This window comes from Providencia vermicola, assembly GCF_010748935.1.
In the GTDB taxonomy this organism is placed as follows: domain Bacteria; phylum Pseudomonadota; class Gammaproteobacteria; order Enterobacterales; family Enterobacteriaceae; genus Providencia; species Providencia zhejiangensis.
Map to the genome: position 1 here is coordinate 4189910 of NZ_CP048796.1, position 21861 is coordinate 4211770.

Annotated in this window: 21 protein-coding genes; 15 read left to right on the forward strand and 6 right to left on the reverse strand. The window is 39.2% G+C overall.

All coding sequences use genetic code 11. From position 1 onward, the window contains the following. Position 1 precedes the first annotated feature (1 nt). From G3341_RS19080 to G3341_RS19135, 12 genes are all read left to right on the forward strand, one after another. On the forward strand, positions 2 to 1267 hold the full coding sequence (locus tag G3341_RS19080; RefSeq protein WP_163863362.1) for a lipopolysaccharide biosynthesis protein: 1266 nt from the start codon (positions 2 to 4) through the stop codon (positions 1265 to 1267). A gap of 32 nt (positions 1268 to 1299) precedes the next feature. Continuing rightward, positions 1300 to 2649 (forward strand): hypothetical protein, encoded by a 1350-nt coding sequence (locus G3341_RS19085; protein ID WP_163863364.1) that lies wholly within the window; start codon positions 1300 to 1302, stop codon positions 2647 to 2649. 8 nt (positions 2650 to 2657) lie between these two features. Continuing rightward, positions 2658 to 3752: a hypothetical protein gene (locus tag G3341_RS19090; protein ID WP_208852754.1), complete on the forward strand. Its 1095-nt coding sequence runs from the start codon at positions 2658 to 2660 to the stop codon at positions 3750 to 3752. Beyond that, positions 3749 to 4852, forward strand: a complete 1104-nt coding sequence (locus G3341_RS19095) for a glycosyltransferase (RefSeq protein ID WP_163863367.1) — start codon at positions 3749 to 3751, stop codon at positions 4850 to 4852. The genes G3341_RS19090 and G3341_RS19095 overlap by 4 nt, the downstream gene beginning before the upstream one ends. A gap of 211 nt (positions 4853 to 5063) precedes the next feature. Then, entirely contained in the window at positions 5064 to 6287 is a 1224-nt protein-coding gene (locus tag G3341_RS19100) for a glycosyltransferase family 4 protein (RefSeq protein WP_163863369.1), read from the forward strand. A 158-nt stretch (positions 6288 to 6445) separates the two neighbouring features. After that, entirely contained in the window at positions 6446 to 7600 is a 1155-nt protein-coding gene (locus G3341_RS19105) for a polysaccharide export protein (protein WP_163863371.1), read from the forward strand. A 5-nt stretch (positions 7601 to 7605) separates the two neighbouring features. After that, complete coding sequence (locus G3341_RS19110) at positions 7606 to 8034, forward strand: protein tyrosine phosphatase (protein WP_163863379.1); 429 nt, start codon at positions 7606 to 7608, stop codon at positions 8032 to 8034. A gap of 33 nt (positions 8035 to 8067) precedes the next feature. Then, a complete protein-coding gene (locus G3341_RS19115) occupies positions 8068 to 10146 on the forward strand; it encodes a polysaccharide biosynthesis tyrosine autokinase (RefSeq protein WP_163863383.1) in 2079 nt (692 codons plus the stop codon). A gap of 16 nt (positions 10147 to 10162) precedes the next feature. Further along, positions 10163 to 11188, forward strand: coding sequence for a UDP-glucose 4-epimerase GalE (gene galE, locus G3341_RS19120; protein ID WP_163863385.1), 1026 nt, complete (start codon positions 10163 to 10165; stop codon positions 11186 to 11188). Positions 11189 to 11350: 162 nt separating this feature from the next. Continuing rightward, a complete protein-coding gene (gene trmL / locus G3341_RS19125) occupies positions 11351 to 11854 on the forward strand; it encodes a tRNA (uridine(34)/cytosine(34)/5-carboxymethylaminomethyluridine(34)-2'-O)-methyltransferase TrmL (RefSeq protein ID WP_154624169.1) in 504 nt (167 codons plus the stop codon). 78 nt (positions 11855 to 11932) lie between these two features. Next, positions 11933 to 12187, forward strand: a complete 255-nt coding sequence (locus tag G3341_RS19130) for a type II toxin-antitoxin system Phd/YefM family antitoxin (protein ID WP_163863387.1) — start codon at positions 11933 to 11935, stop codon at positions 12185 to 12187. Next, positions 12180 to 12437, forward strand: coding sequence for a Txe/YoeB family addiction module toxin (locus G3341_RS19135; RefSeq protein WP_163863389.1), 258 nt, complete (start codon positions 12180 to 12182; stop codon positions 12435 to 12437). Before G3341_RS19130 ends, G3341_RS19135 begins: the two co-directional genes overlap by 8 nt. Positions 12438 to 12546: 109 nt before the next feature. On the opposite strand, the gene cysE is transcribed toward G3341_RS19135, so the two are convergent. The 4 genes from cysE to G3341_RS19155 form a co-directional block, all read right to left on the reverse strand. Continuing rightward, positions 12547 to 13368 carry a serine O-acetyltransferase gene (cysE, locus tag G3341_RS19140; RefSeq protein WP_154624171.1) on the reverse strand — a complete coding sequence of 274 codons (822 nt, stop codon included), beginning with the start codon at positions 13366 to 13368 and terminating at the stop codon, positions 12547 to 12549. A 25-nt stretch (positions 13369 to 13393) separates the two neighbouring features. Then, positions 13394 to 14422, reverse strand: coding sequence for an NAD(P)H-dependent glycerol-3-phosphate dehydrogenase (gpsA, locus tag G3341_RS19145; protein WP_154624172.1), 1029 nt, complete (start codon positions 14420 to 14422; stop codon positions 13394 to 13396). A gap of 8 nt (positions 14423 to 14430) precedes the next feature. Beyond that, positions 14431 to 14898 (reverse strand): protein-export chaperone SecB, encoded by a 468-nt coding sequence (gene secB, locus G3341_RS19150; RefSeq protein ID WP_154624173.1) that lies wholly within the window; start codon positions 14896 to 14898, stop codon positions 14431 to 14433. A gap of 119 nt (positions 14899 to 15017) precedes the next feature. Further along, a complete protein-coding gene (locus tag G3341_RS19155; protein ID WP_154624174.1) occupies positions 15018 to 15455 on the reverse strand; it encodes a rhodanese-like domain-containing protein in 438 nt (145 codons plus the stop codon). Between the two features lie 496 nt (positions 15456 to 15951). Between G3341_RS19155 and envC the strand changes: the two genes are divergently transcribed. Further along, positions 15952 to 17244, forward strand: coding sequence for a murein hydrolase activator EnvC (gene envC, locus G3341_RS19160; protein WP_163863391.1), 1293 nt, complete (start codon positions 15952 to 15954; stop codon positions 17242 to 17244). Between the two features lie 26 nt (positions 17245 to 17270). Continuing rightward, positions 17271 to 18266 carry a divergent polysaccharide deacetylase family protein gene (locus G3341_RS19165; protein WP_163863393.1) on the forward strand — a complete coding sequence of 332 codons (996 nt, stop codon included), beginning with the start codon at positions 17271 to 17273 and terminating at the stop codon, positions 18264 to 18266. Positions 18267 to 18310: 44 nt separating this feature from the next. Here the strand turns inward: G3341_RS19165 and tdh are convergent, their stop codons facing one another. Beyond that, on the reverse strand, positions 18311 to 19339 hold the full coding sequence (gene tdh, locus G3341_RS19170; protein WP_154624177.1) for an L-threonine 3-dehydrogenase: 1029 nt from the start codon (positions 19337 to 19339) through the stop codon (positions 18311 to 18313). Positions 19340 to 19362: 23 nt separating this feature from the next. Beyond that, on the reverse strand, positions 19363 to 20559 hold the full coding sequence (locus G3341_RS19175; RefSeq protein WP_154624178.1) for a glycine C-acetyltransferase: 1197 nt from the start codon (positions 20557 to 20559) through the stop codon (positions 19363 to 19365). Between the two features lie 354 nt (positions 20560 to 20913). Here G3341_RS19175 and rfaD point away from each other — a divergent pair, with 354 nt between their 5' ends. Then, positions 20914 to 21852, forward strand: a complete 939-nt coding sequence (rfaD, locus tag G3341_RS19180) for an ADP-glyceromanno-heptose 6-epimerase (RefSeq protein WP_163863395.1) — start codon at positions 20914 to 20916, stop codon at positions 21850 to 21852. The last annotated feature ends 9 nt before the right edge of the window (positions 21853 to 21861 follow it).

Here is a 21861-nt window from a genome sequence, read left to right on the forward strand (position 1 = left end):
AATGGCATTATTCAATAAAGCAAAACTTCTTAAGAATCCATTTTTACGCCGTGTCAGCCTATTAGTAGGAGGCACGGCTATTGGACAATTTATTAGCGTAATATCTTTACCTATATTAACTCGACTATATTCCCCAGAAGCTTTTTCTAATCTCGCTATATATGTATCTATATTGTCATTACTTACGGCAATCTCCTGTATGAGGTTAGAAATTGCAATTCCACTACCTAAATCAAATAAAATAGCAGCTGCTCTTTGCACTCTTTCTATTATAAGTACAATTTCATTTAGTATATTAATAACTCTAGTAATCCTATATTTACCAGATTTATTTATTATATTAACTGATAATAAAATTAAAAATTTTATTTGGTTAATTCCTTTGGGTGTATTAGCGGTTGGTATATATAATGCACTACAATACTGGAGTACTAGAAATAAAAAATTCAACTTAATTTCAAAAACAAGGATCACACAATCAATAGGTGGAAATAGTATCAAATTAGGGTCCGGTTTTTTATTTAATGGTTCTATCACAGGACTAATTCTAGGTCAGTTTTTATCACAAAGCGTTGGTTTTATTAGTTTAGGCTTATCCTTAATAAAAAATGACTGGAATATATTTAAAAAACTTAAATTTAATCACTTAAAAATAGCATTAAAGCGTTATGATAAATTCCCTAAATATTCAATTTTAGAGGCTTTTGCTAATATAGGAAGTATACAAATTCCTATACTAATAATAGCATCTTATTACATAACCTCCGAAACTGGTTATTTAATGATTGCAATGCAAATACTTGCCATACCCATGACACTGATTGGAAGTGCGGTCTCACAAGTATATCTTGCTGATGCATCTCAATATTTTCACCAAGGAAAACTAAAACAATTTACACGACGTACCATAATTAATTTATCCAAGCTAGCATTTTTTCCATTACTACTCACCGCAATAATTTCTCCGTTTGCAATACCCTATATCCTAGGAGATGAATGGCAACGTACAGGAATTTTAATTAGCTGGATGGTTCCCTGGTTTTTCATGCAATTTATTACATCTCCAATATCTATGTCATTACATATAACAGGAAACCAGAAAATAGCTTTATTTTTACAAGTTTTTGGTTTAGCAATTAGAGTTGGTTTAGTATCATTTGCTTTAAAATTTCATAGTTCATATATAGGAGAATATTATGCGTTATCTGGTTTTATTTTCTATTTAATATATCAGTTCACTATTCTATCTATAATTAACAAAAAATAATCTTTTTAATTAAAAAATTAAAAACATAAATCATGTATATAATAATTTCAATATTTGTACTTATAATTTCTAGTTTTTTGTTTAAACGTGCTGCTGGAACCCTCAGCATATTTAAGCCTAATTTAATAAGTTATATTTTCTATTATAATATAATTATAGAGGTTTTCTTAGCATCTATACTCGTAATTTTATATTTTGATAATCACTACATTATAAATAGAGTGGGTGCTGATGTACGATTTAATGCTTGGCTATCAGTCATGTACATGATGATAGCATTTCCAATAGGAATGTTGCTCTCTAAATCGATTTTTTTAAAGAAAAAATCGATGAAATCCTTTTTAGAGCAATATGTATCTTCTCCTATTCTTATTACAGGATCATCAGGTAATGCCTTAAAGTATTCAATATGGTGTTTTACTATTATTTCAACTTTATCTTGTCTTTATACATTCTTACAAATTGGATATTATCCTTTTTTAAAAGCTATCACTAGTAGCTCATCTGAATTAGCTTCTATTCGTATATCTGTATCACGAAATTTTTCTGGAGATGTATATATCCGAAATTTCTTTGCATTAATAATGATGCCTATACTTTCTTATGTTTGGCTTTTTTATTATATCGCGAACAAAAAAACATTAGATCTTTTAATGACCCTTTTTACTGTCTTTCTTTCAGTCTCAATTTTATATTATAATTTTTCAAAAAGTCCATTACTTTGGTATATATTGAGTTTTATTTTTGTTTATTATTATGGATTAGGTAAATTTAAAATTTTGCATTTAATTATACTAATTACAATAGTTATAATTAGTATAATAATAATGTATTCTATTGGTGGCGTATCTTCAGATCATATTTTAAATTATAATACAGGTCCTATTGGGCGAGTAATTCTAAGTCAAGCAGCAGGTCTTTATATCATGTTTGACATATTCCCCAACCCACATGATTTTATTGGTTTCTCATCTATATCACAGTTTTTATCTGATTTATTTGATTATGAATATGTTGATCGAGCAGCACGTATAGCTATGACCTCATTTAATCCAAGAGGAGTTGAAGATGGCACCGCTGGGGTGATGAATTCTATATTTATAGCTGAAGCATGGGCTAATTTTGGTATTCTAGGTGTTTTATTATCTCCTCTCTGGGTTGGTTTTATTATACAAACTCTTTATATATTTTTTTTAAAACGCCCTAAGAATCCCCTATACTTGGCATTTTTTGTTAGTTTTTCATTTGGAGGTTCTATAACTGGCGGTTTTAATGATTATATCTATAATCCTGGGCTTTTGATGATGATTATTCTGTTTCTTCTGATAATAAGCTTAGCTGCTGTTTTTAAAAAATACTCTCGTTTTACATCGACCAGATAATAATCTATATGAATATAATTTTTCACACACCTTTGCCTTTAAATACAAAAGCAACATCAGCAAGTGGCATTCGTCCATTAAAAATGTTATCAGCCTTTCAAGAACTTGGTTACCATGTTGACCTAATAACAGGCTATTCAAATGAGCGAAGAAAGTGCATTAAACAAATAAAGAAAAACATTAGAAATGGCAAGAAATATGATTTTGTTTATTCCGAATCATCAACAATGCCAACTATATTAACTGATACTCATCATTTACCGCTACATCCTTTAACAGATTATTTTTTCTTCAAATTTTGTAATAAAAATAATATTCCTATAGGCTTATTCTATCGCGATATTTATTGGTTGTTTGATAGTTATGGTAAAAATCTTAGCCCTCTTAAGCGATTTATTGCTAAAACTTCCTACAAATTTGATCTCTGGGTTTACAAAAAAACATTAAAAACACTTTATCTTCCATCTACTGAGATGGGGAAATATATTCCTACAGTTCCAACTGAAATTTTCAAAACACTTCCACCAGGTCATTCTACCTCCAATATTAATTACTCTTCAAAGACTACACTTACAAACGGAAATTTAAGATTATTTTATGTTGGTGGTTTCTCTGATCATTACAAAATGCATAAATTGTTTGATGCTATCCAACAACTACCCAAGGTTGAATTAACAATTTGTACACGTGAGATAGAATGGCTTTCAGCAAAACGAGAATATCCCTATATTCCAGAAAATATAAAAATTGTTCACTTATCTGGAGAGGAAATGGAAAAAAAACTCAGTGCAAGTGATATAACAATGTTATTTGTAGAACCACATGAGTATTGGACTTTTGCATCTCCAGTGAAATTATATGAATACTTAGGATATCAAAAGCCTATTATATCCAGTAAAGGAACTTTAGCTGGAAGCTTTATTAAAAATAATAATATAGGTTGGGTCATTCCATATGATACAAATATATTAATTAATTTATTAACTAATATTATTAATGATCCTAGCCAATTAGATAGCATACATGAAAATTTAAAAAAACTAGCACCTAATCACTCTTGGCAATCAAGAGCTAAACAAGTATGTAAGGATCTAACCCAGTGAAAATTGTTCTTCTTTCTGCAGCTTCATCTATACATACGGTTCGATGGGCAAATGGCTTAGATTCAATCGGCCATGAGGTTCATGTAATTAGCCAGCACCCGGCTATAGATTCTTTTAATCCTACCGTTAAAGTACACCTTTTACCTTATCGTGGAGCGCTTGGCTATTTTACATCAGTTCTTTCTGTTAGAGCGTTACTAAACAAAATTAATCCTCATATTGTCAACGCTCATTATGCAAGTGGCTATGCGACTACAGCAAGATTAGCTGGCTACCATCCTTGGTTACTATCTGTTTGGGGAAGTGATATATATGATTTCCCTAATAAAACTTATATTCATAAATGGCTAGTCCAAAAAAACTTGCGTGCGGCTGATCATGTTGCTTCAACTAGTTATTGTATGGCTGATGAAACCCGTAAACTAGTACCTGAACTAAATGATATATCTATCACACCCTTTGGTGTTAATTTAAATGATTACTCTAATTTACCGCCTTTATCATCAAAACAAGAAGGGAAATTAGTTATAGGAACAGTCAAAACCATGAAACCTAAATATGGTATTGATACTCTTATAGAGGCTTATAGTATTTTAACGAAACGCTTTCAAAATAATCCTGAACTGATTCTTCCTCGGCTAGAATTAAGATTAGTTGGTGGTGGTGAGCAAACAAAACAATTACAATTATTAGCAGCTAACCTAGGTATCTCAGATAGCGTTAAATTTATTGGGCAAGTGCCTCACTCTTGTGTTCCTCAAGAATTAGCGAAACTAGATATATACGTAGCGTTGAGTCGATTAGATAGTGAAAGTTTTGGTGTTGCTATTGTAGAAGCAAGCGCATCAGCACGCCCAGTGATAGTTTCTGATGCAGGAGGTCTACCTGAAGTTACTGTTAATGGTGAAACTGGTATCATAGTACCTCGGGACGATCCTGAAGCGGCGGCGGATGCTCTTGAGAAATTAATATTAAATCCAGAGCTACGTCATAGTATGGGAATCAATGGGCGCTTACACGTATCTAAATATTATTCTTGGGATCAGTGTATTAGTACGATGCTTGATACTTATAAAAAAACAATACAAAATTATAAATAATGTATAATGATAAAACATTTTCCAAATTCAAATATTTTATTATTTTTCTTAACGAAGCCTAAATTAAACGTTTGAATTAATAGTTCAGCGTAAAGAATGAAAGTTACAATATTATTCTAGTCAGTAAAATTAAAAATATTTTATATTTTACTTAAAAGGCTTAATTTATAAAACATAAAAAATTAATAAATTTTCTATTAAAGGTAAGTTAATGAGTAAGACTATTTGGATAGTTCATCAGTATGCATCTACGCCGGAAACAGGTATGGGAGGTAGACATTACTATCTGGGAAGTGAATTAGCTAAACAAGGCTATACTGTTTATCTTATAGCGTCAGCCTCAAATCATTTATTAAGACATCCCCCTGAGATAAATACATCATATCAAATTCAGACTATTTCTAATAACTTTCATTTTGTTTGGGTTAAAATGCCTTTATATGATAATGCTCATAGTAAGCAACGAGCTATAAATTGGTTTTTATTCCCATTGCGTATACAAAAATTAGCTAAAGCTATCACTCAAAAACCTGATGCCATTCTATCATCATCTCCCTCTCCTTTTGCATTTTGGGGAGCTCGTAGACTAGCAAATAAATATACTGCTCGTTTAATATTTGAAGTTAGAGATATCTGGCCATTAACACTCACCGAAATAGGTGGATATTCTACTAGGAACCCCTTTATTCGACTGATGCAATGGACTGAAGATAAGGCTTATTATTATTCTTCTTCTGTGGTTTCAAATCTTCCTAATTCAATTGAACACATGGCTCAACATGGTATGGACAGAAAAAAATTCTCTTGGATTCCTAATGGATTTTCTTTAGATGAAGTGAATAAAAAAACTCCTTTGAATTTAATAGCCTGTAATCAATTACCTAAAAATAAATTTATTGTTGGCTATACAGGCACTATTGGTATAGCTAATGCTTTAGATAACCTCTTAGAAGCTGCATATAGATTACGAGACAATGCTGAAATATCTTTCGTTTTAGTTGGTGATGGTAAAGAAAAACAAACTTTACAAAGAAAAGCCCAAGAAATGAATCTAAATAATGTATTTTTCATAGACCCAATACCAAAGATTGAAATTCAATCTATGTTAAACTTATTTGATGTATGCTTTATTGGCTGGTTAGATGACCCCCTCTATAAGTTTGGGATTGGCGCAAATAAAATTCCGGAATACCTCTACTCAGGTAAACCAATTATACATGCATACTCCGGCTCCGATGATCCAATAAAAGAAGCTAAAGCAGGTATTCAAGTACCTGCCAATAATCCACAGCAACTTGTTGAAGCTATATTAAAACTTTATAATATGACTTCACAAGAAAGGAATATTATGGGAGCTAATGGTCGAAAAGCAGCCTTAGAATTATATGAGTATTCTCAACTATCTAAGAAACTAGCTGACATTGCATTTCGTTAGTCTATAAGCCTAATTATATTTTGACTACTACAGGTTTAACTATTCTCACACTACCTTTGGAATGTAAACCTTGGTCTAAAGATAATTTCTAATTAGAATAAAATCGTATAGTATTTAGTTTATACTTTTATAATTATAAACATATATAGGATAATTATGTGACCAGTAAACGCTTATCTATTTCATTCTTAGCCTTCAGTATATTACTCACTGGCTGTACCGTTACTCCCGGTGTCTATATGTCCACATCAGGCAAAAACGTCGTCGATACTGGCGATCGTGATATTTCTAAATTTGTGGATATCTACCCGATCTCACCAAAACTATTAGATGAGATGTATACCCCACAGGTTATTGCAAAACCTAACCCAACCTTAGAGAAGCAGCTTGCCACCTATGAATACCGTGTTGGTGTAGGTGATGTATTAACCATTACTGTCTGGGATCACCCTGAGCTCACCATCCCCGCCGGTTCTTACCGTAGCGCTGCGGACTCCGGTAACTGGGTACATTCAGACGGCACTATCTACTATCCGTATATTGGTAAAGTGAAAGTCATTGGTAAAACCGTCACTGAAATCCGTAATTTAGTGAGTAACCGCCTTGCAACTTATATTGAATCTCCGCAAGTGGATGTCAGTATCGCCGCCTTCCGCTCACAAAAAATGTATGTATCTGGCGAAGTTTCTAAACCAGGCACATTACCAATTACCAACGTACCATTAACGGTTTTAGAAGCCTTTAATAATGCCGGTGGTCTAACTGAAAAGGCCGATTGGGACAATGTCGTACTAACCCGTAATGGCAAAGAAATTAAAATCTCACTGCAAGCATTAGTTCAGTATGGCGACCTAACCCAGAACCATCTGATGCTACCGGGTGATGTGTTATACGTACCACGTAACGATGGGCAAAAAGTGTTTGTGATGGGGGAAGTCGGTCAGCCAAATACCCTAACCATTGACCGTGCCGGTATGAGTATCACCGAAGCTCTCAGTAAAGCAGGCGGTACAGATCAAACTACCGCTAATGCAACGGGTGTATTTGTTATCCGTCCAATTAAAAACCAAACCTCCGGTGATAAAGAATTAGACGCCCTACTGCCGAAGAAAATGGCAGCGGTTTATCAGTTAGATCTCTCTGATGCCACCTCCATGGTGATGGGAACAGAATTTAAGTTACAACCTTATGACCTGGTTTATGTCACTGCTGCCCCAGTGGTACGTTGGAACCGTCTAATCACTCAATTGTTACCAACCATCGCAACTTATAATCAATTAACCGAAGGGACTAAACGTATTCACGACTGGTAATCCGTATGTTTAACAATATTCTTGTTGTTTGTATGGGAAATATATGCCGCTCCCCCACTGGGGAGCGTTTATTACAAGCTCATTTTCCCAATAAAAAGATCCATTCCGCAGGCATTATCGCCAAAGAGGATCGCCCCGCGTATGATAGCGCTGTCCGTATTGCACAGAACCACAATCTCTCTTTAGATAATCACCAATCACGTCGTTTAACCAGTGAGTTATGTAAAGAAGCAGACTTAATCCTAGTGATGGAAAACGATCATATTGATAGAATCCATCAACAGTTCCCCGAAACACGTGGCAAAGTCATGTTGTTCGGCCAATGGCTAAATAAAACCGAGATCCCAGATCCGCATAAACGCAGTGATGAAATGTTTGAGCATGTTTATCAACTGATGGAAAAAGCCGTTATACAGTGGCAAGGGAAAATTTAATTTTACTATTTGAAGGCTTAACGTTAATTGATTATGAACACGACAAAAACCAGTTCCGCTGCCTCGGACGAAATCGATCTGCTGGCGCTGTTTAAGGTACTCAAATCCAGTTATCTTAAAATCGGCTTTTTTACCCTCTTTTTTATTGTCATTGGCGCCGCTTATAGCTTTTTAGCCACGCCTATTTATCAAGCCAATGCGACACTGCAATACGATAAAATGAGCCAAGTTTCATTGTTAGATCAAATGAGCGACGTGATGCCATTTGCTAATAGTAATAGCCAAGTAGATTCCGAGATCGAAGTAATTAAGTCTCGGATGGTGCTCGGCAAAACGGTTACGGACCTTAATTTAGATACCCAAATTGCACCGGCTGGTTTTTTCGATAAACTTTGGGGAGATAAATCCTCTGTTGCTATTTCCCTCTATTTTGTACCAGAATCTCTTATTGGTGAGCCTGCAATCCTCACTTATTTAGGTGAAAATCGTTATGCGCTTCACATTGATAACCAAACCGTTGAAGGTAAAGTGGGCGAGCTACTTAAGCAAAATGACATCAGCCTATTAATCTCTTCAATCAACGCAGAAGTTGGACAAGAATTTACCTTATCTAAAGATGCCCGTTATTCAACCATTGAAAACCTACGTAAAACCTTAGCTATAGCTGAAGTCGGTAAAGGAACTGGCATTATCAGCATGGAAATTAAAGGTACCGATAAAGTGGAAAATGTGCAAATTTTGAATAACATAATTCAAAATTATGTGGATCAAAATACCGAGCGCAAAAAAGAGGTTACCAATAATACCTTATTATTCTTAGATGAATATTTACCAAAAGTAAAAGCTAAATTGGATAACTATGAAAACCAATTGAATACTTTCCGTAAAAAGAATGAATCTATTGATCTGTCCTTAGAGGCTAAATCGGCTCTTGACAGCGCCTTACAAGTTGAAGAGAAACTCAATGAGTTAACCTTTAAAGAAGTTGAAATCCAGCAGCTCTATACCCGCAACCACCCCGCTTACCAATCATTGCTCGATAAGCGTCAGCAACTGTTACGTGAAAAAGAGAAAATCAGCAAAAATATTCAAAAACTCCCTAACACCCAACAGCAGATTGTACGTTTAACCCGTGATGTCGAGTCCGAACAAGCTATCTACAATCAATTGGTGGCCAAACAACAAGAACTCAGTGTACTCAACTCAGGTATTACAGCTGATGTGCGTATTATTGACTCCGCGGAATCTCAACCCAATGCAGTCGCCCCTAAAAAGGCGTTAATACTTGTTCTTGCCACTATCCTTGGCTTTATTGTGGGCTGTGCGTATGTGATTGCCCGTGAGTTCTTCAATAATAAAATTAAAGGTACTGAGGATATCGATGCGCTAGGCGTTAACGTCTATGCCACCATCCCATTCTCTACCTATGAGAAAAAACTGATTGCCGAGGGCAATAAACATCCTTTGGCGTTAGAAAACCCTGCCGATACGGCTGTAGAAGCCATTCGTTCTTTACGAACTAGCGTTTACTTCTCGGTGATGAACCAAGGGAATAACCTTGTGATGATTACCAGTGCTTCACCAGGTGTCGGTAAGAGCTTTGTCACCTCCAATATGGCGGTTGTATTGGCTAATGCTGGCAAAAAAGTCCTGTTAATTGATACCGACTTACGTAAAGGCCGTATCCATAAAGCATTTGGCTTAAGTAATAAAATGGGCTTATCTGATTACTTAGCTCAGCAAGATGCCAACCAGCCAAATATTCATCGTCATGTCATTGAAAACTTGGATGTGATTTGCCGAGGTAAAAATGTCACTCACTCCTCTGAGCTTTTAATGGGGGAACGCTTTAAGCATTTACTCGACACGATGAAAGGTCAATACGATATTGTGGTTATCGATACTGCCCCAATCTTAGCGATCACTGACGCTGCAATTATCGGTAAATATGTCGGTACCTCACTGCTTATTGCCTACTATGGTGTCAATACCGTAAAAGATGTTGAGCTATCACTAAAACGCTTTAAACAAAACGATATCGAAATTACTGGCGTGATCCTCAATGGTATCGATGCGAAATCAGACGACTATAACTATGTTTATGAATATTAATCGCATTTAAATGTAGATGAAGCAAACAAAAGTGTTAGTCACAGGCGGCCTTGGCTACATTGGTAGCCATACCTGTGTACAGATGATTGAACAAGGCATGCAACCCGTTATTTTGGATAATCTCTGCAATGCTAACCCTGAGGTTTTAAAACGTATTGAAACTATCACAGGTACAAAACCCGTGTTTTATGTCGGTGATGTTCGTGATGCCGCGATTCTGGATACGATTTTTGCTGAGCACCAGATCACATCGGTGATCCACTTTGCTGGGCTAAAAGCCGTTGGTGAGTCAGTTCAAAAGCCAATTGAGTATTATGATAACAACGTCAATGGCACCTTAGTGTTAGTCTCTTGTATGCAAAAAGCCGGTGTGAAGAGTCTTATTTTTAGCTCATCAGCCACTGTGTATGGCGAACCAGAACATATTCCATTAACGGAAGAAGCGTCTGTTGGTAATACTAATAGCCCCTATGGCACCAGTAAGTATATGGTTGAACGTATTTTATCTGACTTAGTCGTTTCCGATCCGACATGGTCAGCTGTGTTGCTTCGTTATTTCAATCCAGTCGGTGCACATAGCTCTGGTTTGATGGGAGAAGATCCTAATGGCATTCCAAATAATCTAACACCGTTTATTGCTCAGGTTGCGGTAGGCCGCCGACCAGAGCTCACTGTATTTGGGGGAGACTATCCAACCAAAGATGGTACAGGTGTGCGTGATTATATTCACGTCATGGATTTAGCCGATGGACATATTGCAGCCTTAAATTGTGTTAGTCAAAAAGCAGGTTTGCATATTTATAACTTAGGCACAGGTACAGGCACTAGCGTATTTGAAGTTATTGCTGCTTTTGAAAAGGCTGTAGGCAGACCCATTCCTTATAAAGTCGCAGAACGCCGCCCTGGTGATATTGCTGAGTATTGGTCAACCCCCGCTAAAGCACAGCATGATCTTAATTGGACTGCCAAATACTCTATTCAAGATATGGCTAACGACGTTTGGCGCTGGCAATCTCAAAACCCTAATGGCTATAAGCAATAGTCGTTAGCTAGCGTCGATTCACATAAAGCGGGTTCCATATCGAACCCGCTTTTTTATTGCGCTCATTTTAGTATTCACAATGACATGCAACTTGCATCATTTGCGCGTAAAATCCTTTACCACTGTTTCATTTAAATTTACTGTTTAACACAGTCATTCGTTATGCCACATATTGTTTTATTCGAACCTGAAATTCCGCCAAATACGGGCAATATCATTCGCCTTTGTGCTAACACAGGCTTTAGCTTACACCTGATCCATCCGTTAGGTTTTACTTGGGATGACAAGCGGCTACGCCGTGCGGGTTTAGACTATAGTGAATTTGCTGACATCAAACACCATCATGATTATTTTGCTTTCTTAGCAAGCGAAGGATTAAATCCAGATAATAATCAATCTGCTCGTGGTGCCCGTGTCTTTGCGTTAACCACTAAAGGTAAACCAAGCCACAGTAATGTGAGTTATCAACAAGATGATTATTTAATGTTTGGTCCTGAGACGCGGGGACTACCGCCATACGTCCTCGATAATATGCCAATGGAACAAAAAATTCGTATCCCGATGTTGGCAGATAGTCGTAGTATGAATCTATCAAACTCAGTCGCCGTGGTAGTGTTCGAGGCATGGCGACAATTGGGTTACGCAGGAGCATTATTACGCGACTAATTTAGCAGCATGCATACTGAACTTTCCTTATAACGCCATTATACTTGTACAGAATAAAGTACAAGTATAGCGCGGTAAATGAAAACAATTTCATTTAGTGAGGCTAGAAATAATCTAAAATCGGTATTAGATAGAGTTGTTGATGATACAGATACAACTATCATCACTCCTCGTGACTCAGAGGATGCTGGAGTTATGTCTTTAGAATATTACAATAGCCTAATGGAAACGGTTTATTTATTACACTCACCAGCAAATGCCGAACATTTAAATAAATCAATTGCTCAATTTAAAGCCGGAAAAGTAAAGAAAAGAGAGCTTATAAATGAGTAGATTTTTAATATGGACTGACCAAGGATGGGAAGGCTATCTATACCGGCAAATCCAAGACAAAAAAACGCTCAAACGCATTAATAAGCTCATTGACGAGACTAAAAGAACACCTTTTTATGGGATAGGAAAACCAGAACCACTAAAAGAAAACTTAGCTGGCTTCTGGTCTAGACGAATAGATGAAACAAATAGGCTCATTTATTCAATAGATGATGAGGGTTTAACTATTATTGCTTGTCGTTATTATTAATAAGGTTCAACAAATTGTGATACAGTAACATGAAATAACTCATCTGTATGGCTAGTGTATTCATCCATATCTTTTAGCCGTTTCAGCTCAGATACAATAATGACTCTTCTCAAATCCCATCACCGTCTTCAAAACCATAAATCGAGCCATTAAAGTTTTGGTCCATCTCTAACGATGGCTTATCACTATTTGGTTTACCGACGACACGAGCAGGTACACCCGCTACCGTAGTATGAGGAGGAACGGGGTGAAGGACAACTGAACCCGCGCCTATTTTTGCACCACGCCCAATCTCAATATTACCAAGGATCTTCGCTCCCGCACCGATCATCACGCCTTCACGAACTTTAGGGTGACGGTCACCGCAAGTCTTACCCGTACCGCCTAAAGTCACGGATTGCAGAATAGAAACATCGTTCTCAACAACCGCCGTTTCACCAATCACAATTCCTGTTGCATGGTCTAACATGATGCCACAACCAATGCGAGCGGCTGGGTGAATATCAACAGCAAAGGTGACTGAAATCTGATTTTGCAAATAAATGGCAAGTGCTTGACGACCTTCTTTCCATAGCCAATGCCCGATACGATAGGCTTGTAACGCATGGAAACCTTTCAGGTATAACAAGGGGGTAGAATATTTATCAACCGCCGGGTCACGCAGACGCACGGCGGATAAATCCATCGCAGCAGAAAAAATCATTTGTTCGTCATTACGATAGGCTTGTTCAACAATTTCTCTCACTTCCATGGCTGGCATGATAGGTGAACTGAGTTTGTTGGCTAGCATATAACTGAGTGCACTACCTAAGTTATCGTGCTTAAGCAAGGTTGCATTAAAGAAACTGGCTAACAGAGGCTCACAATCGGCAAGTGACTTTGCTTCATCTTTAATGAATCCCCAGATTCTATCCAATTCTTCTCGCGACATAATGACTCACTTAAAATTTGATTTTTTAGTCCTTCGATGTTGGCATGTCAGCAATTTCATCTTTAGTCGCTCGCCCTAATAGCGCTTGTGCTGCTTCTAGGACATTTTTTTGGCGATAAAGGATTTGATAAATTTGCTCCGTGATTGGCATCTCAACCCCTGCACGCTCAGCAAGTGCCTTCACTTCTTTGGTATTGCGATAACCTTCCACCACTTGGCCAATTTCTTTTTCAGCTTCGCTCACACTAATACCATCGCCAAGCATCATGCCAAAGCGACGGTTACGTGATTGATTATCGGTACAGGTTAACACTAAATCACCCAGTCCCGCCATGCCCATAAAGGTGGAGGGGTCAGCACCTAATGCAGCACCTAATCGACTCATTTCCGCTAGACCACGCGTGATCAAGGCTGTCCGTGCGTTAGCGCCAAAGCCCATACCATCCGAGATGCCCGCACCAATTGCAATCACATTTTTTACTGCCCCACCCAGCTGTACACCAACCATATCAGGGTTTTTGTACACACGGAAACTTTTGCCACAATGGAAAAGCTGTTGCAGTTCATCACCAAATTGGCTGTCAGTTGCGGCAACTGAAATTGCCGTTGGCATACCCGCAGCTAATTCTTTGGCAAACGTGGGGCCGGATAACACAGCAAGTGGAATTTCATTGCCTAATACTTCACGCGCCACATCTTGTAATAAACGCCCTGTATCTCTTTCTAAGCCTTTCGTTGCCCAGATAATACGTGAGTCAGCTCGGAGATAAGGTTGAATTTGTTTGAGCACATCACCAAAAACATGGCTTGGTACTACAATCAAGATATTTGGACTCGCTTCCACGGCACGTTTAAGGTCCGTTTCGAGAGATAAACTATCAGGGAAAGAAACGCCAGGCAAAAATGCCTGATTACTACGTTCTTGTTGTAATTTACGCACATGCTGAGGGTCATGTCCCCACAGCATAACCTGATGGCCATTACGTGCTAACGTAATCGCTAAAGCGGTGCCGTAAGAACCGGCACCGATGACTGTCATTGAAGCAGTTTTCATTAAGCGTCCTATTGAACTTCGCTATTCTGCGCTGGCTCGCCTTGCTGCTGTTGCAAATAATTCATGAACAGAGCATCAAAGTTAACTGGCGCTAGGTTCAGTTGAGGGAATGTACCGCGGCTCACCATGCTAGTGATTGCTTCACGTGCATATGGGAACAGAATATTTGGGCAGTATGCACCTAAACAATGTGCCATTTGAGTCCCATCAATACCTTCGATAGAGAATACGCCAGCTTGTTGAACTTCACACAGGAATGCGGTTTCTTCGCCCAGTTTTGCTGTTGTGGTAACACGCAAAACAACTTCATAAACACCTTCAGTCAATTGGGTAGATGAAGTATCCAAATCCAATTTAATTTCTGGCTGCCACTCGTGTTGGAAAATATGTGGTGCATTAGGTGCTTCGAATGAAACATCCTTTGTATAGATACGTTGGATCTGGAATACCATTTCAGAGTTGTTTTGTTCTGACATAATTTTAATACCTTTTAACTTCCATATGAATTTGACTGTATAGACCGGCAGACGTTCAAATAATGTGTTACCACACAAATGTTATCGTTAGGTTTATTACAATTTACATGTCGGATAAATTACTTCTTACCACGAGCTAACGGCAGATTCTCACCTGACCAGCCAGCAATCCCTTCTTTCAGGACAAAGACTTTTTCAAAACCGTGTTGCACTAAATGCTCAGCCGGTTTACCCGATTCCATGCCACTCGCCGAAACCACAATTATTGGTTTTTGCTTGTGTTTTTCTAGCTCACCTAAATTATTCTCTTTAATTTCAGATGGCGTTAAATTGATAGAATCAATAATATGCCCTTTGCGGAAGTCGTCACGTGTACGCAAATCCACAATGACGGCTTCTTCTTTATTAATCAGAGCAATCGCCTGTGCGCGCGTGATCACTTTTGATTTAGAGAACAGACCTTTAAAGGTCATTACGACCACCGCGACAAATAGCGCGATCCAAACCAGACTCAACAACATGTTCCGGCTGACGAATTGCATGATTTCTTGCATCATGGGGGGCAATCACTCCCGTTAGTTAAAAACGAATATCAAAGGGTTCAGAGTATACCTTTGTGTTGAGCTAATTACAGCCAGTTAGCGCAAACTAGATGGATTTTTTTGCGAAACAGTACGCAGAAATAATCTCTTTTCCCAACAAAATATCATTTGTCTATCAAGATAGACACTTTTGCTATTTTACCATAAGCCCTAGTCGTCACCAAAAATAGCCTATGTACAATCCGTATTCGCAAGATTAAAAAGCACCCTAAGCACTAACAGATCCTGATAATATTTGATTTAATGCTACAAAATGATGTAAGACACGATACAATCAATGGAATGACAAATGATTATGATTGCATCACTACCAAATCGTTTATCTTTCATAAGATAATTGAAACCGCTTGGTTGAATGTTATTTGTTACGATATTCAGAATAGGGTGCTGGTAACTATCGCTATCAGATGAAATAATCAGCTATCGCATTTATTCGAGGTTTTCTATCAGAATGGCCAATAAACATAACTGGATGAAAATAGCCGTTATTCGTCAAGCTATTACCTCAACGCTGTTCGCTTGTGGTTTCATCGCACTCTTGCCGATGCAAGCAATAGCGGCCAATCAGATCACAGAAAACAAAGATCAACTGCAAAATTTGCTGCAAAATATCGCTGAAAAAGAAAAAAGCGTAAAAGACCAGCAGGCCAAGCGATCCGCACTACTCAATCAGCTCCAACAACAAGAAAAAAGTATTTCAGCAGCAGGACGCGAACTGCATAACACACAAGCTCAGCTTAAACAATTAGACAAAGACATTGCTGAGTTAAATAGCAACATTAATCGATTACAAAAACAAAAAAGTGAGCATGAAAAATTACTGGCGGAACAACTCGATGCCGCATTTCGATTAGGTAAACACCAAGGTTTATCATTATTTTTAAAGGGTGAAGAAGGCCAGCGTGAAGAGCGCATTTTGGCTTACTACAGCTATCTCAACCAAGCACGCGAAAAAAATATTAAACAGCTTGAAGCCACGACTCTGGAACTTAATCAGCAAAAGCAACTTGAACAGAAAAAACAAGCTGAACAAAAAACAGCCTTAGCACGTCAGCAACAAGAAAAACGTAAATTAGATAATGCGCAAGCTGCACGTAAGCAAACACTCTCAGCGCTTGAAAGTACGTTGAAAGAAGATCAAAAAAATCTGGCTGTGATGAAACAAAACGAGTCAAGGCTAAGAGATAAGATAGCGCGTGCAGAACGTGAAGCCAAAGCGAGAGCAGAACGAGAAGCGCGTGAGGCGGCTCGTATCCGTGCGGAGGTTGCCGAAAAAGAACGTAAAGCGAAACAAACAGGTTCAACTTATAAGCCATCAGAGAGTGAGCGTTCACTAATGTCTCGAACCGGTGGCTTAGGTCGTCCTGCGGGGCAAGCTTTATGGCCAGTACGTGGACAGACGCTACATAATTATGGCGATGCCATTTCAGGTGAGCTGCGCTGGAAAGGTATGGTGATCGGAGCCAATGAAGGGACTCAAGTCAAAGCCATTGCAGATGGCCGCGTACTACTTGCTGACTGGTTACAAGGCTACGGCCTTGTTGTTGTCGTGGAGCATGGTAAAGGCGACATGAGTTTATATGGCTATAACCAAAGCGCACTCGTGAATGTTGGACAAGAAGTTCGGGCTGGGCAACCTATCGCACTTGTGGGAAGTAGTGGCGGGCAGGAACGCCCCGCGCTGTACTTCGAAATTCGCCGGCAGGGTAAAACTGTTAACCCTCGCCCTTGGTTAGGTAAATAACCAAGCAAACAGTTAGGAAGATAATTATGTTAAAACACCGGCCTTTTAAGCGACTCATTGGGTTATCTCTATTGATAATGAGTCTTCAGGCTAGTGCAGCACAATTGGCGATAGTCATTGATGATTTTGGCTATCGCACCAAAGAAGATAACCAAATATTGGCACTGCCAACGCCAATCACCATTGCCATCCTACCTGATTCACCTCATGGGCAGCTCGTTGCGAACAAAGCGCATCAACAAGGGCGAGAAATTTTGATCCACATGCCGATGAAGCCACTTAGTCAGCAACCTTTAGAAAAAAATACGCTTGCCCCCTCAATGAGCGCAGAAGAGGTTGACCGTATTATTCAACGGGCGATAAGTAAAGTTCCTCATGCCACAGGCATGAATAATCATATGGGCAGTGAGATGACTTCCAGCCTGCCAGGTATGCGTAATGTCATGCGTTCACTTTCCCGCTCAAATTTTTTCTTTTTAGACAGCGTGACGATTGGCAATACCCAAGTTGCGAAAGCCGCTAAAGAATTTGGCGTTCCCACCGTCCGACGTCATCTCTTTCTTGATAACCATCAATCTGAAGAAGAGACACGGACGCAGCTGAATAAAGCGGTTGCCTACGCGCGTAAACACGGTAATGCCATTGCAATTGGCCATCCACACCCATCCACCGTACGGGCATTGCAGAAATTTTTACCCCAACTACCCAGCGATATTGAGTTAGTTAACGTCAGCACCCTATTAAATCGTGCTCAGCAGCCTCAAGAGCAACAACCACTTAAAATGCAACCTGAAGAGCCTAAGCAGTTGTCAAAAGACTCACCTAACGGTACGCAAACCACGCCAACAACCCCTGTTGAAATTGGCATTTGTGAATTTGAGCTACCGAACAACACCTCAGCAACTCAACTTGAAGGCATCCATTTTTTGATGTTTGTTGTTGAATCCATTTATCAAGATAAAACGTTACGGCCTCTATTATCAAATAAAAAGCCGTCACTGTTTACCCAACAAAAACCTTAATCATCCTGCCAGTTGCTTACACACGCTAGCCACTGGCATTTTTATCATTTATCCCAATTCAATATCACTTTACCTGATTGCCCCGAACGCATGATATCAAAGCCTTGCTGGAAATCATCGATAGCAAATTGATGAGTAATCATTGGGGTGAGATCTAGGCCAGACTGTACTAACGTTGCCATCTTATACCAAGTTTCAAACATCTCTCGACCGTAGATGCCTTTGATAAAGAGTCCCTTAAAGATCACTTTTCCCCAGTCAATGGCCATTTCAGAAGAGGGAATACCTAATAATGCAATACGACCACCATGATTCATCGTATCTAACATCGTATGAAATGCCGCGGGAGAACCAGAAACCTCTAAAGCAACATCAAAGCCTTCTTGCATACCCAACTCTTTCATCACATCTTGTAGATTTTCTCGCCCGACATTCACGGCTCGAGTAACGCCCATTTTTTTCGCTAAATCCAGTCGATAGTCATTGATGTCAGTGATCACGACATGTCGAGCTCCAACATGTCGGCAGACGGCTGCGGCCATAATACCTATTGGCCCCGCCCCCGAAACCAGCACATCTTCCCCGACTAAATCAAACGATAATGCTGTATGCACTGCGTTGCCAAAAGGATCAAATATCGCGGCAATTTCATCCGGAATATTATCGGGGATTTTAAAGGCATTGAATGCCGGCAGTACAAGGTATTCAGCAAAACAGCCAGGGCGATTCACGCCGACACCTATCGTGTTACGGCATAAATGGGTACGCCCTCCCCGACAATTACGACAATGTCCACAAGTGATATGCCCTTCACCTGAAACGCGGTCACCAATTTTAAAGCCCTTAACCTCCTGTCCTATTTCAACAATTTCCCCAACATATTCATGACCGACGACCATAGGTACAGGAATGGTCTTTTGTGACCACTCATCCCAATTATAGATATGCACATCCGTACCACAGATTGCAGTTTTACGGATTTTAATCATCACATCATTGTGCCCGAGTTCCGGTTTTGGAACATCTGTCATCCATATACCTGGTTCTGCTTTTAATTTGGACAGTGCTTTCATAGAACGGCCTTATTTAGTTACCATTAAGAAATGACATTCAGTTTTTTACCAATACGTGTAAATGCATCAACAACTCGTAAAATATCGTCCTCTGTATGCGCCGCAGACATTTGTGTACGGATACGTGCTTGCCCTTGAGGAACAACAGGATAGAAGAATCCCGTAACATAAATCCCTTCTTCCAGTAGCTCATTCGCAAAAACTTGCGCCAGCGCCGCATCCCCTAACATCACAGGGATAATGGCATGATCCGCACCAGCAAGGGTGAAACCCGCTTCAGTCATTTTTTCACGAAATAGTGTCGCGTTGTGCCATAACCGCTCACGTAGCTCATCCCCCTCACTCATCATATCGATGACTTTAATCGAGGCTGCAACGATGGCGGGTGCTAATGAGTTGGAAAATAAGTAGGGACGAGAGCGTTGGCGTAACCACTCAACGACTTCTTTTTTTGCCGCGGTATAGCCGCCAGAAGCCCCGCCAAGTGCTTTCCCCAGCGTCCCTGTAATAATGTCTACTCGCCCCATCACATCACAATATTCATGGGTGCCTCGACCATTTTTACCAACAAAACCAACAGCATGGGAGTCATCTACCATGACAAGAGCTTGGAATTCATCAGCGAGGTCACAGATGGCTTTCAGATCAGCAATCACGCCATCCATTGAGAACACACCATCTGTCGCAATCAAGATATGGCGTGCCCCCGATGCTTTAGCTTCCTCTAGACAACGTCGTAGTTCCGCCATGTTATTATTAGAATAACGATAGCGTTTTGCCTTACACAGGCGTATTCCATCGATGATGGATGCGTGGTTTAACGCATCGGAAATGACAGCGTCTTCAGGGCCTAATAAGGTTTCAAACAATCCCCCATTCGCATCGAAACAAGAGGAATAGAGAATGGCATCCTCCATACCTAAGAAATCGGCTAATTTTTTCTCGAGTTGTTTATGACTATCTTGTGTTCCACAAATAAAGCGGACAGATGCCATACCGAAACCGTGGCTATCCATCCCCTGCTTTGCCGCTTCGATAAGTTCAGGATGATTAGCTAAGCCAAGGTAATTATTCGCACAAAAATTGATAACGTGTTGACCACCAACGATTTCAATGTCAGAACCTTGTGATGACGTTATTATCCGTTCATGCTTGAATAAACCTTCGGATTCCGTTTGCACTAATTGTTCTTTAATCTGCTGATAAAATAACTCTGACATAACTTATTCCTGTTATAATTCAATTTTTAGAGTTTAATCATAGATACTAGAACTCGCGACAGCTACAGCATAAATAAATCAAGTTTGTAGCCAAGATCACGCTCATTAGCCTATAAAAAATGTCACTTCTAGAATGTTTGTCTATTCGTTATGGTGTCGTCAGCGCAGAGAAATGCTATACTCGTCATACTTCAAGTTGCAGCGTTGTTGACTTCATTCATTCACACGAGTCGCATACTTATATATGCGCCTAGCGACCCATTCACTTATCGCCTAGCTGCACCTCGAAACATTTAGAGTAAATTATGGATAGATTCATGTTCCATATGTCATTAACCACTTGAGGTACACCCGATGATCATTGTCACTGGCGGAGCTGGTTTTATTGGTAGCAATATTGTAAAAGCATTAAACGATGCAGGTCGTACAGACATCCTAGTCGTAGATAACCTGAAAGATGGAACTAAATTCGCCAATCTTGTTGACCTCGATATTACTGATTATATTGATAAAGAAGATTTTATTGCCGGTATTATGGCTGGTGATGACTTTGGTGATATCGATGTGGTCTTCCATGAAGGTGCTTGCTCATCCACGACAGAGTGGGATGGTAAGTATATGATGGATAACAATTACCAATATTCAAAAGAGTTACTGCACTTTTGTCTAGAGCGTGAAATTCCTTTCCTTTATGCTTCCTCCGCAGCCACTTATGGCGGCCGCAGTGATAACTTCATCGAAGAACGTGAATTTGAGAAACCACTTAATGTTTATGGTTACTCTAAGTTCCTGTTTGACCAATATGTACGTGAAATTTTACCTGAAGCACAATCACAGATTTGTGGCTTTCGCTATTTCAACGTATATGGCCCCCGTGAAAACCATAAAGGCAGCATGGCAAGTGTTGCCTTCCATCTAAATAAACAGATTAATGAAGGGCAGCAACCAAAACTCTTTGAAGGTAGCGATGGTTTTCGCCGTGACTTTATTTATGTTGGTGATGTGGCAGCCGTTAATTTATGGTTCTGGCAGAATAATGTTTCTGGGATCTTTAACTGTGGAACAGGCCGTGCGGAATCATTCCAAGCGGTGGCAGATGCCGTAACACACTTCCATAATGACAAAAATGTTGCTATTGAATACATTGAATTCCCAGAAAAACTCAAAGGCCGCTATCAGAGCTTCACTCAAGCGGATATGACTAAATTACGTGCGGCTGGCTACAAAGCCCCCTTCAAAACGGTTGCTGAAGGTGTTGCCGAATATATGCAATGGCTGAATAAAGAAGACTAATACATACTT

Excerpts from the sequence above, each read along its gene's own strand:
- G3341_RS19080 (WP_163863362.1), top strand. The coding sequence starts at position 2 with ATGGCATTATTCAATAAAGCAAAACTTCTTAAGAATCCATTTTTACGC.
- G3341_RS19085 (WP_163863364.1), top strand. The coding sequence starts at position 1,300 with ATGTATATAATAATTTCAATATTTGTACTTATAATTTCTAGTTTTTTG.
- G3341_RS19090 (WP_208852754.1), top strand. The coding sequence starts at position 2,658 with ATGAATATAATTTTTCACACACCTTTGCCTTTAAATACAAAAGCAACA.
- G3341_RS19100 (WP_163863369.1), top strand. The coding sequence starts at position 5,064 with ATGAGTAAGACTATTTGGATAGTTCATCAGTATGCATCTACGCCGGAA.
- G3341_RS19110 (WP_163863379.1), top strand. The coding sequence starts at position 7,606 with ATGTTTAACAATATTCTTGTTGTTTGTATGGGAAATATATGCCGCTCC.
- G3341_RS19115 (WP_163863383.1), top strand. The coding sequence starts at position 8,068 with ATGAACACGACAAAAACCAGTTCCGCTGCCTCGGACGAAATCGATCTG.
- galE (WP_163863385.1), top strand. The coding sequence starts at position 10,163 with ATGAAGCAAACAAAAGTGTTAGTCACAGGCGGCCTTGGCTACATTGGT.
- trmL (WP_154624169.1), top strand. The coding sequence starts at position 11,351 with ATGCCACATATTGTTTTATTCGAACCTGAAATTCCGCCAAATACGGGC.
- G3341_RS19130 (WP_163863387.1), top strand. The coding sequence starts at position 11,933 with ATGAAAACAATTTCATTTAGTGAGGCTAGAAATAATCTAAAATCGGTA.
- G3341_RS19135 (WP_163863389.1), top strand. The coding sequence starts at position 12,180 with ATGAGTAGATTTTTAATATGGACTGACCAAGGATGGGAAGGCTATCTA.
- cysE (WP_154624171.1), bottom strand. The coding sequence starts at position 13,368 with ATGTCGCGAGAAGAATTGGATAGAATCTGGGGATTCATTAAAGATGAA.
- gpsA (WP_154624172.1), bottom strand. The coding sequence starts at position 14,422 with ATGAAAACTGCTTCAATGACAGTCATCGGTGCCGGTTCTTACGGCACC.
- secB (WP_154624173.1), bottom strand. The coding sequence starts at position 14,898 with ATGTCAGAACAAAACAACTCTGAAATGGTATTCCAGATCCAACGTATC.
- G3341_RS19155 (WP_154624174.1), bottom strand. The coding sequence starts at position 15,455 with ATGATGCAAGAAATCATGCAATTCGTCAGCCGGAACATGTTGTTGAGT.
- envC (WP_163863391.1), top strand. The coding sequence starts at position 15,952 with ATGGCCAATAAACATAACTGGATGAAAATAGCCGTTATTCGTCAAGCT.
- G3341_RS19165 (WP_163863393.1), top strand. The coding sequence starts at position 17,271 with ATGTTAAAACACCGGCCTTTTAAGCGACTCATTGGGTTATCTCTATTG.
- tdh (WP_154624177.1), bottom strand. The coding sequence starts at position 19,339 with ATGAAAGCACTGTCCAAATTAAAAGCAGAACCAGGTATATGGATGACA.
- G3341_RS19175 (WP_154624178.1), bottom strand. The coding sequence starts at position 20,559 with ATGTCAGAGTTATTTTATCAGCAGATTAAAGAACAATTAGTGCAAACG.
- rfaD (WP_163863395.1), top strand. The coding sequence starts at position 20,914 with ATGATCATTGTCACTGGCGGAGCTGGTTTTATTGGTAGCAATATTGTA.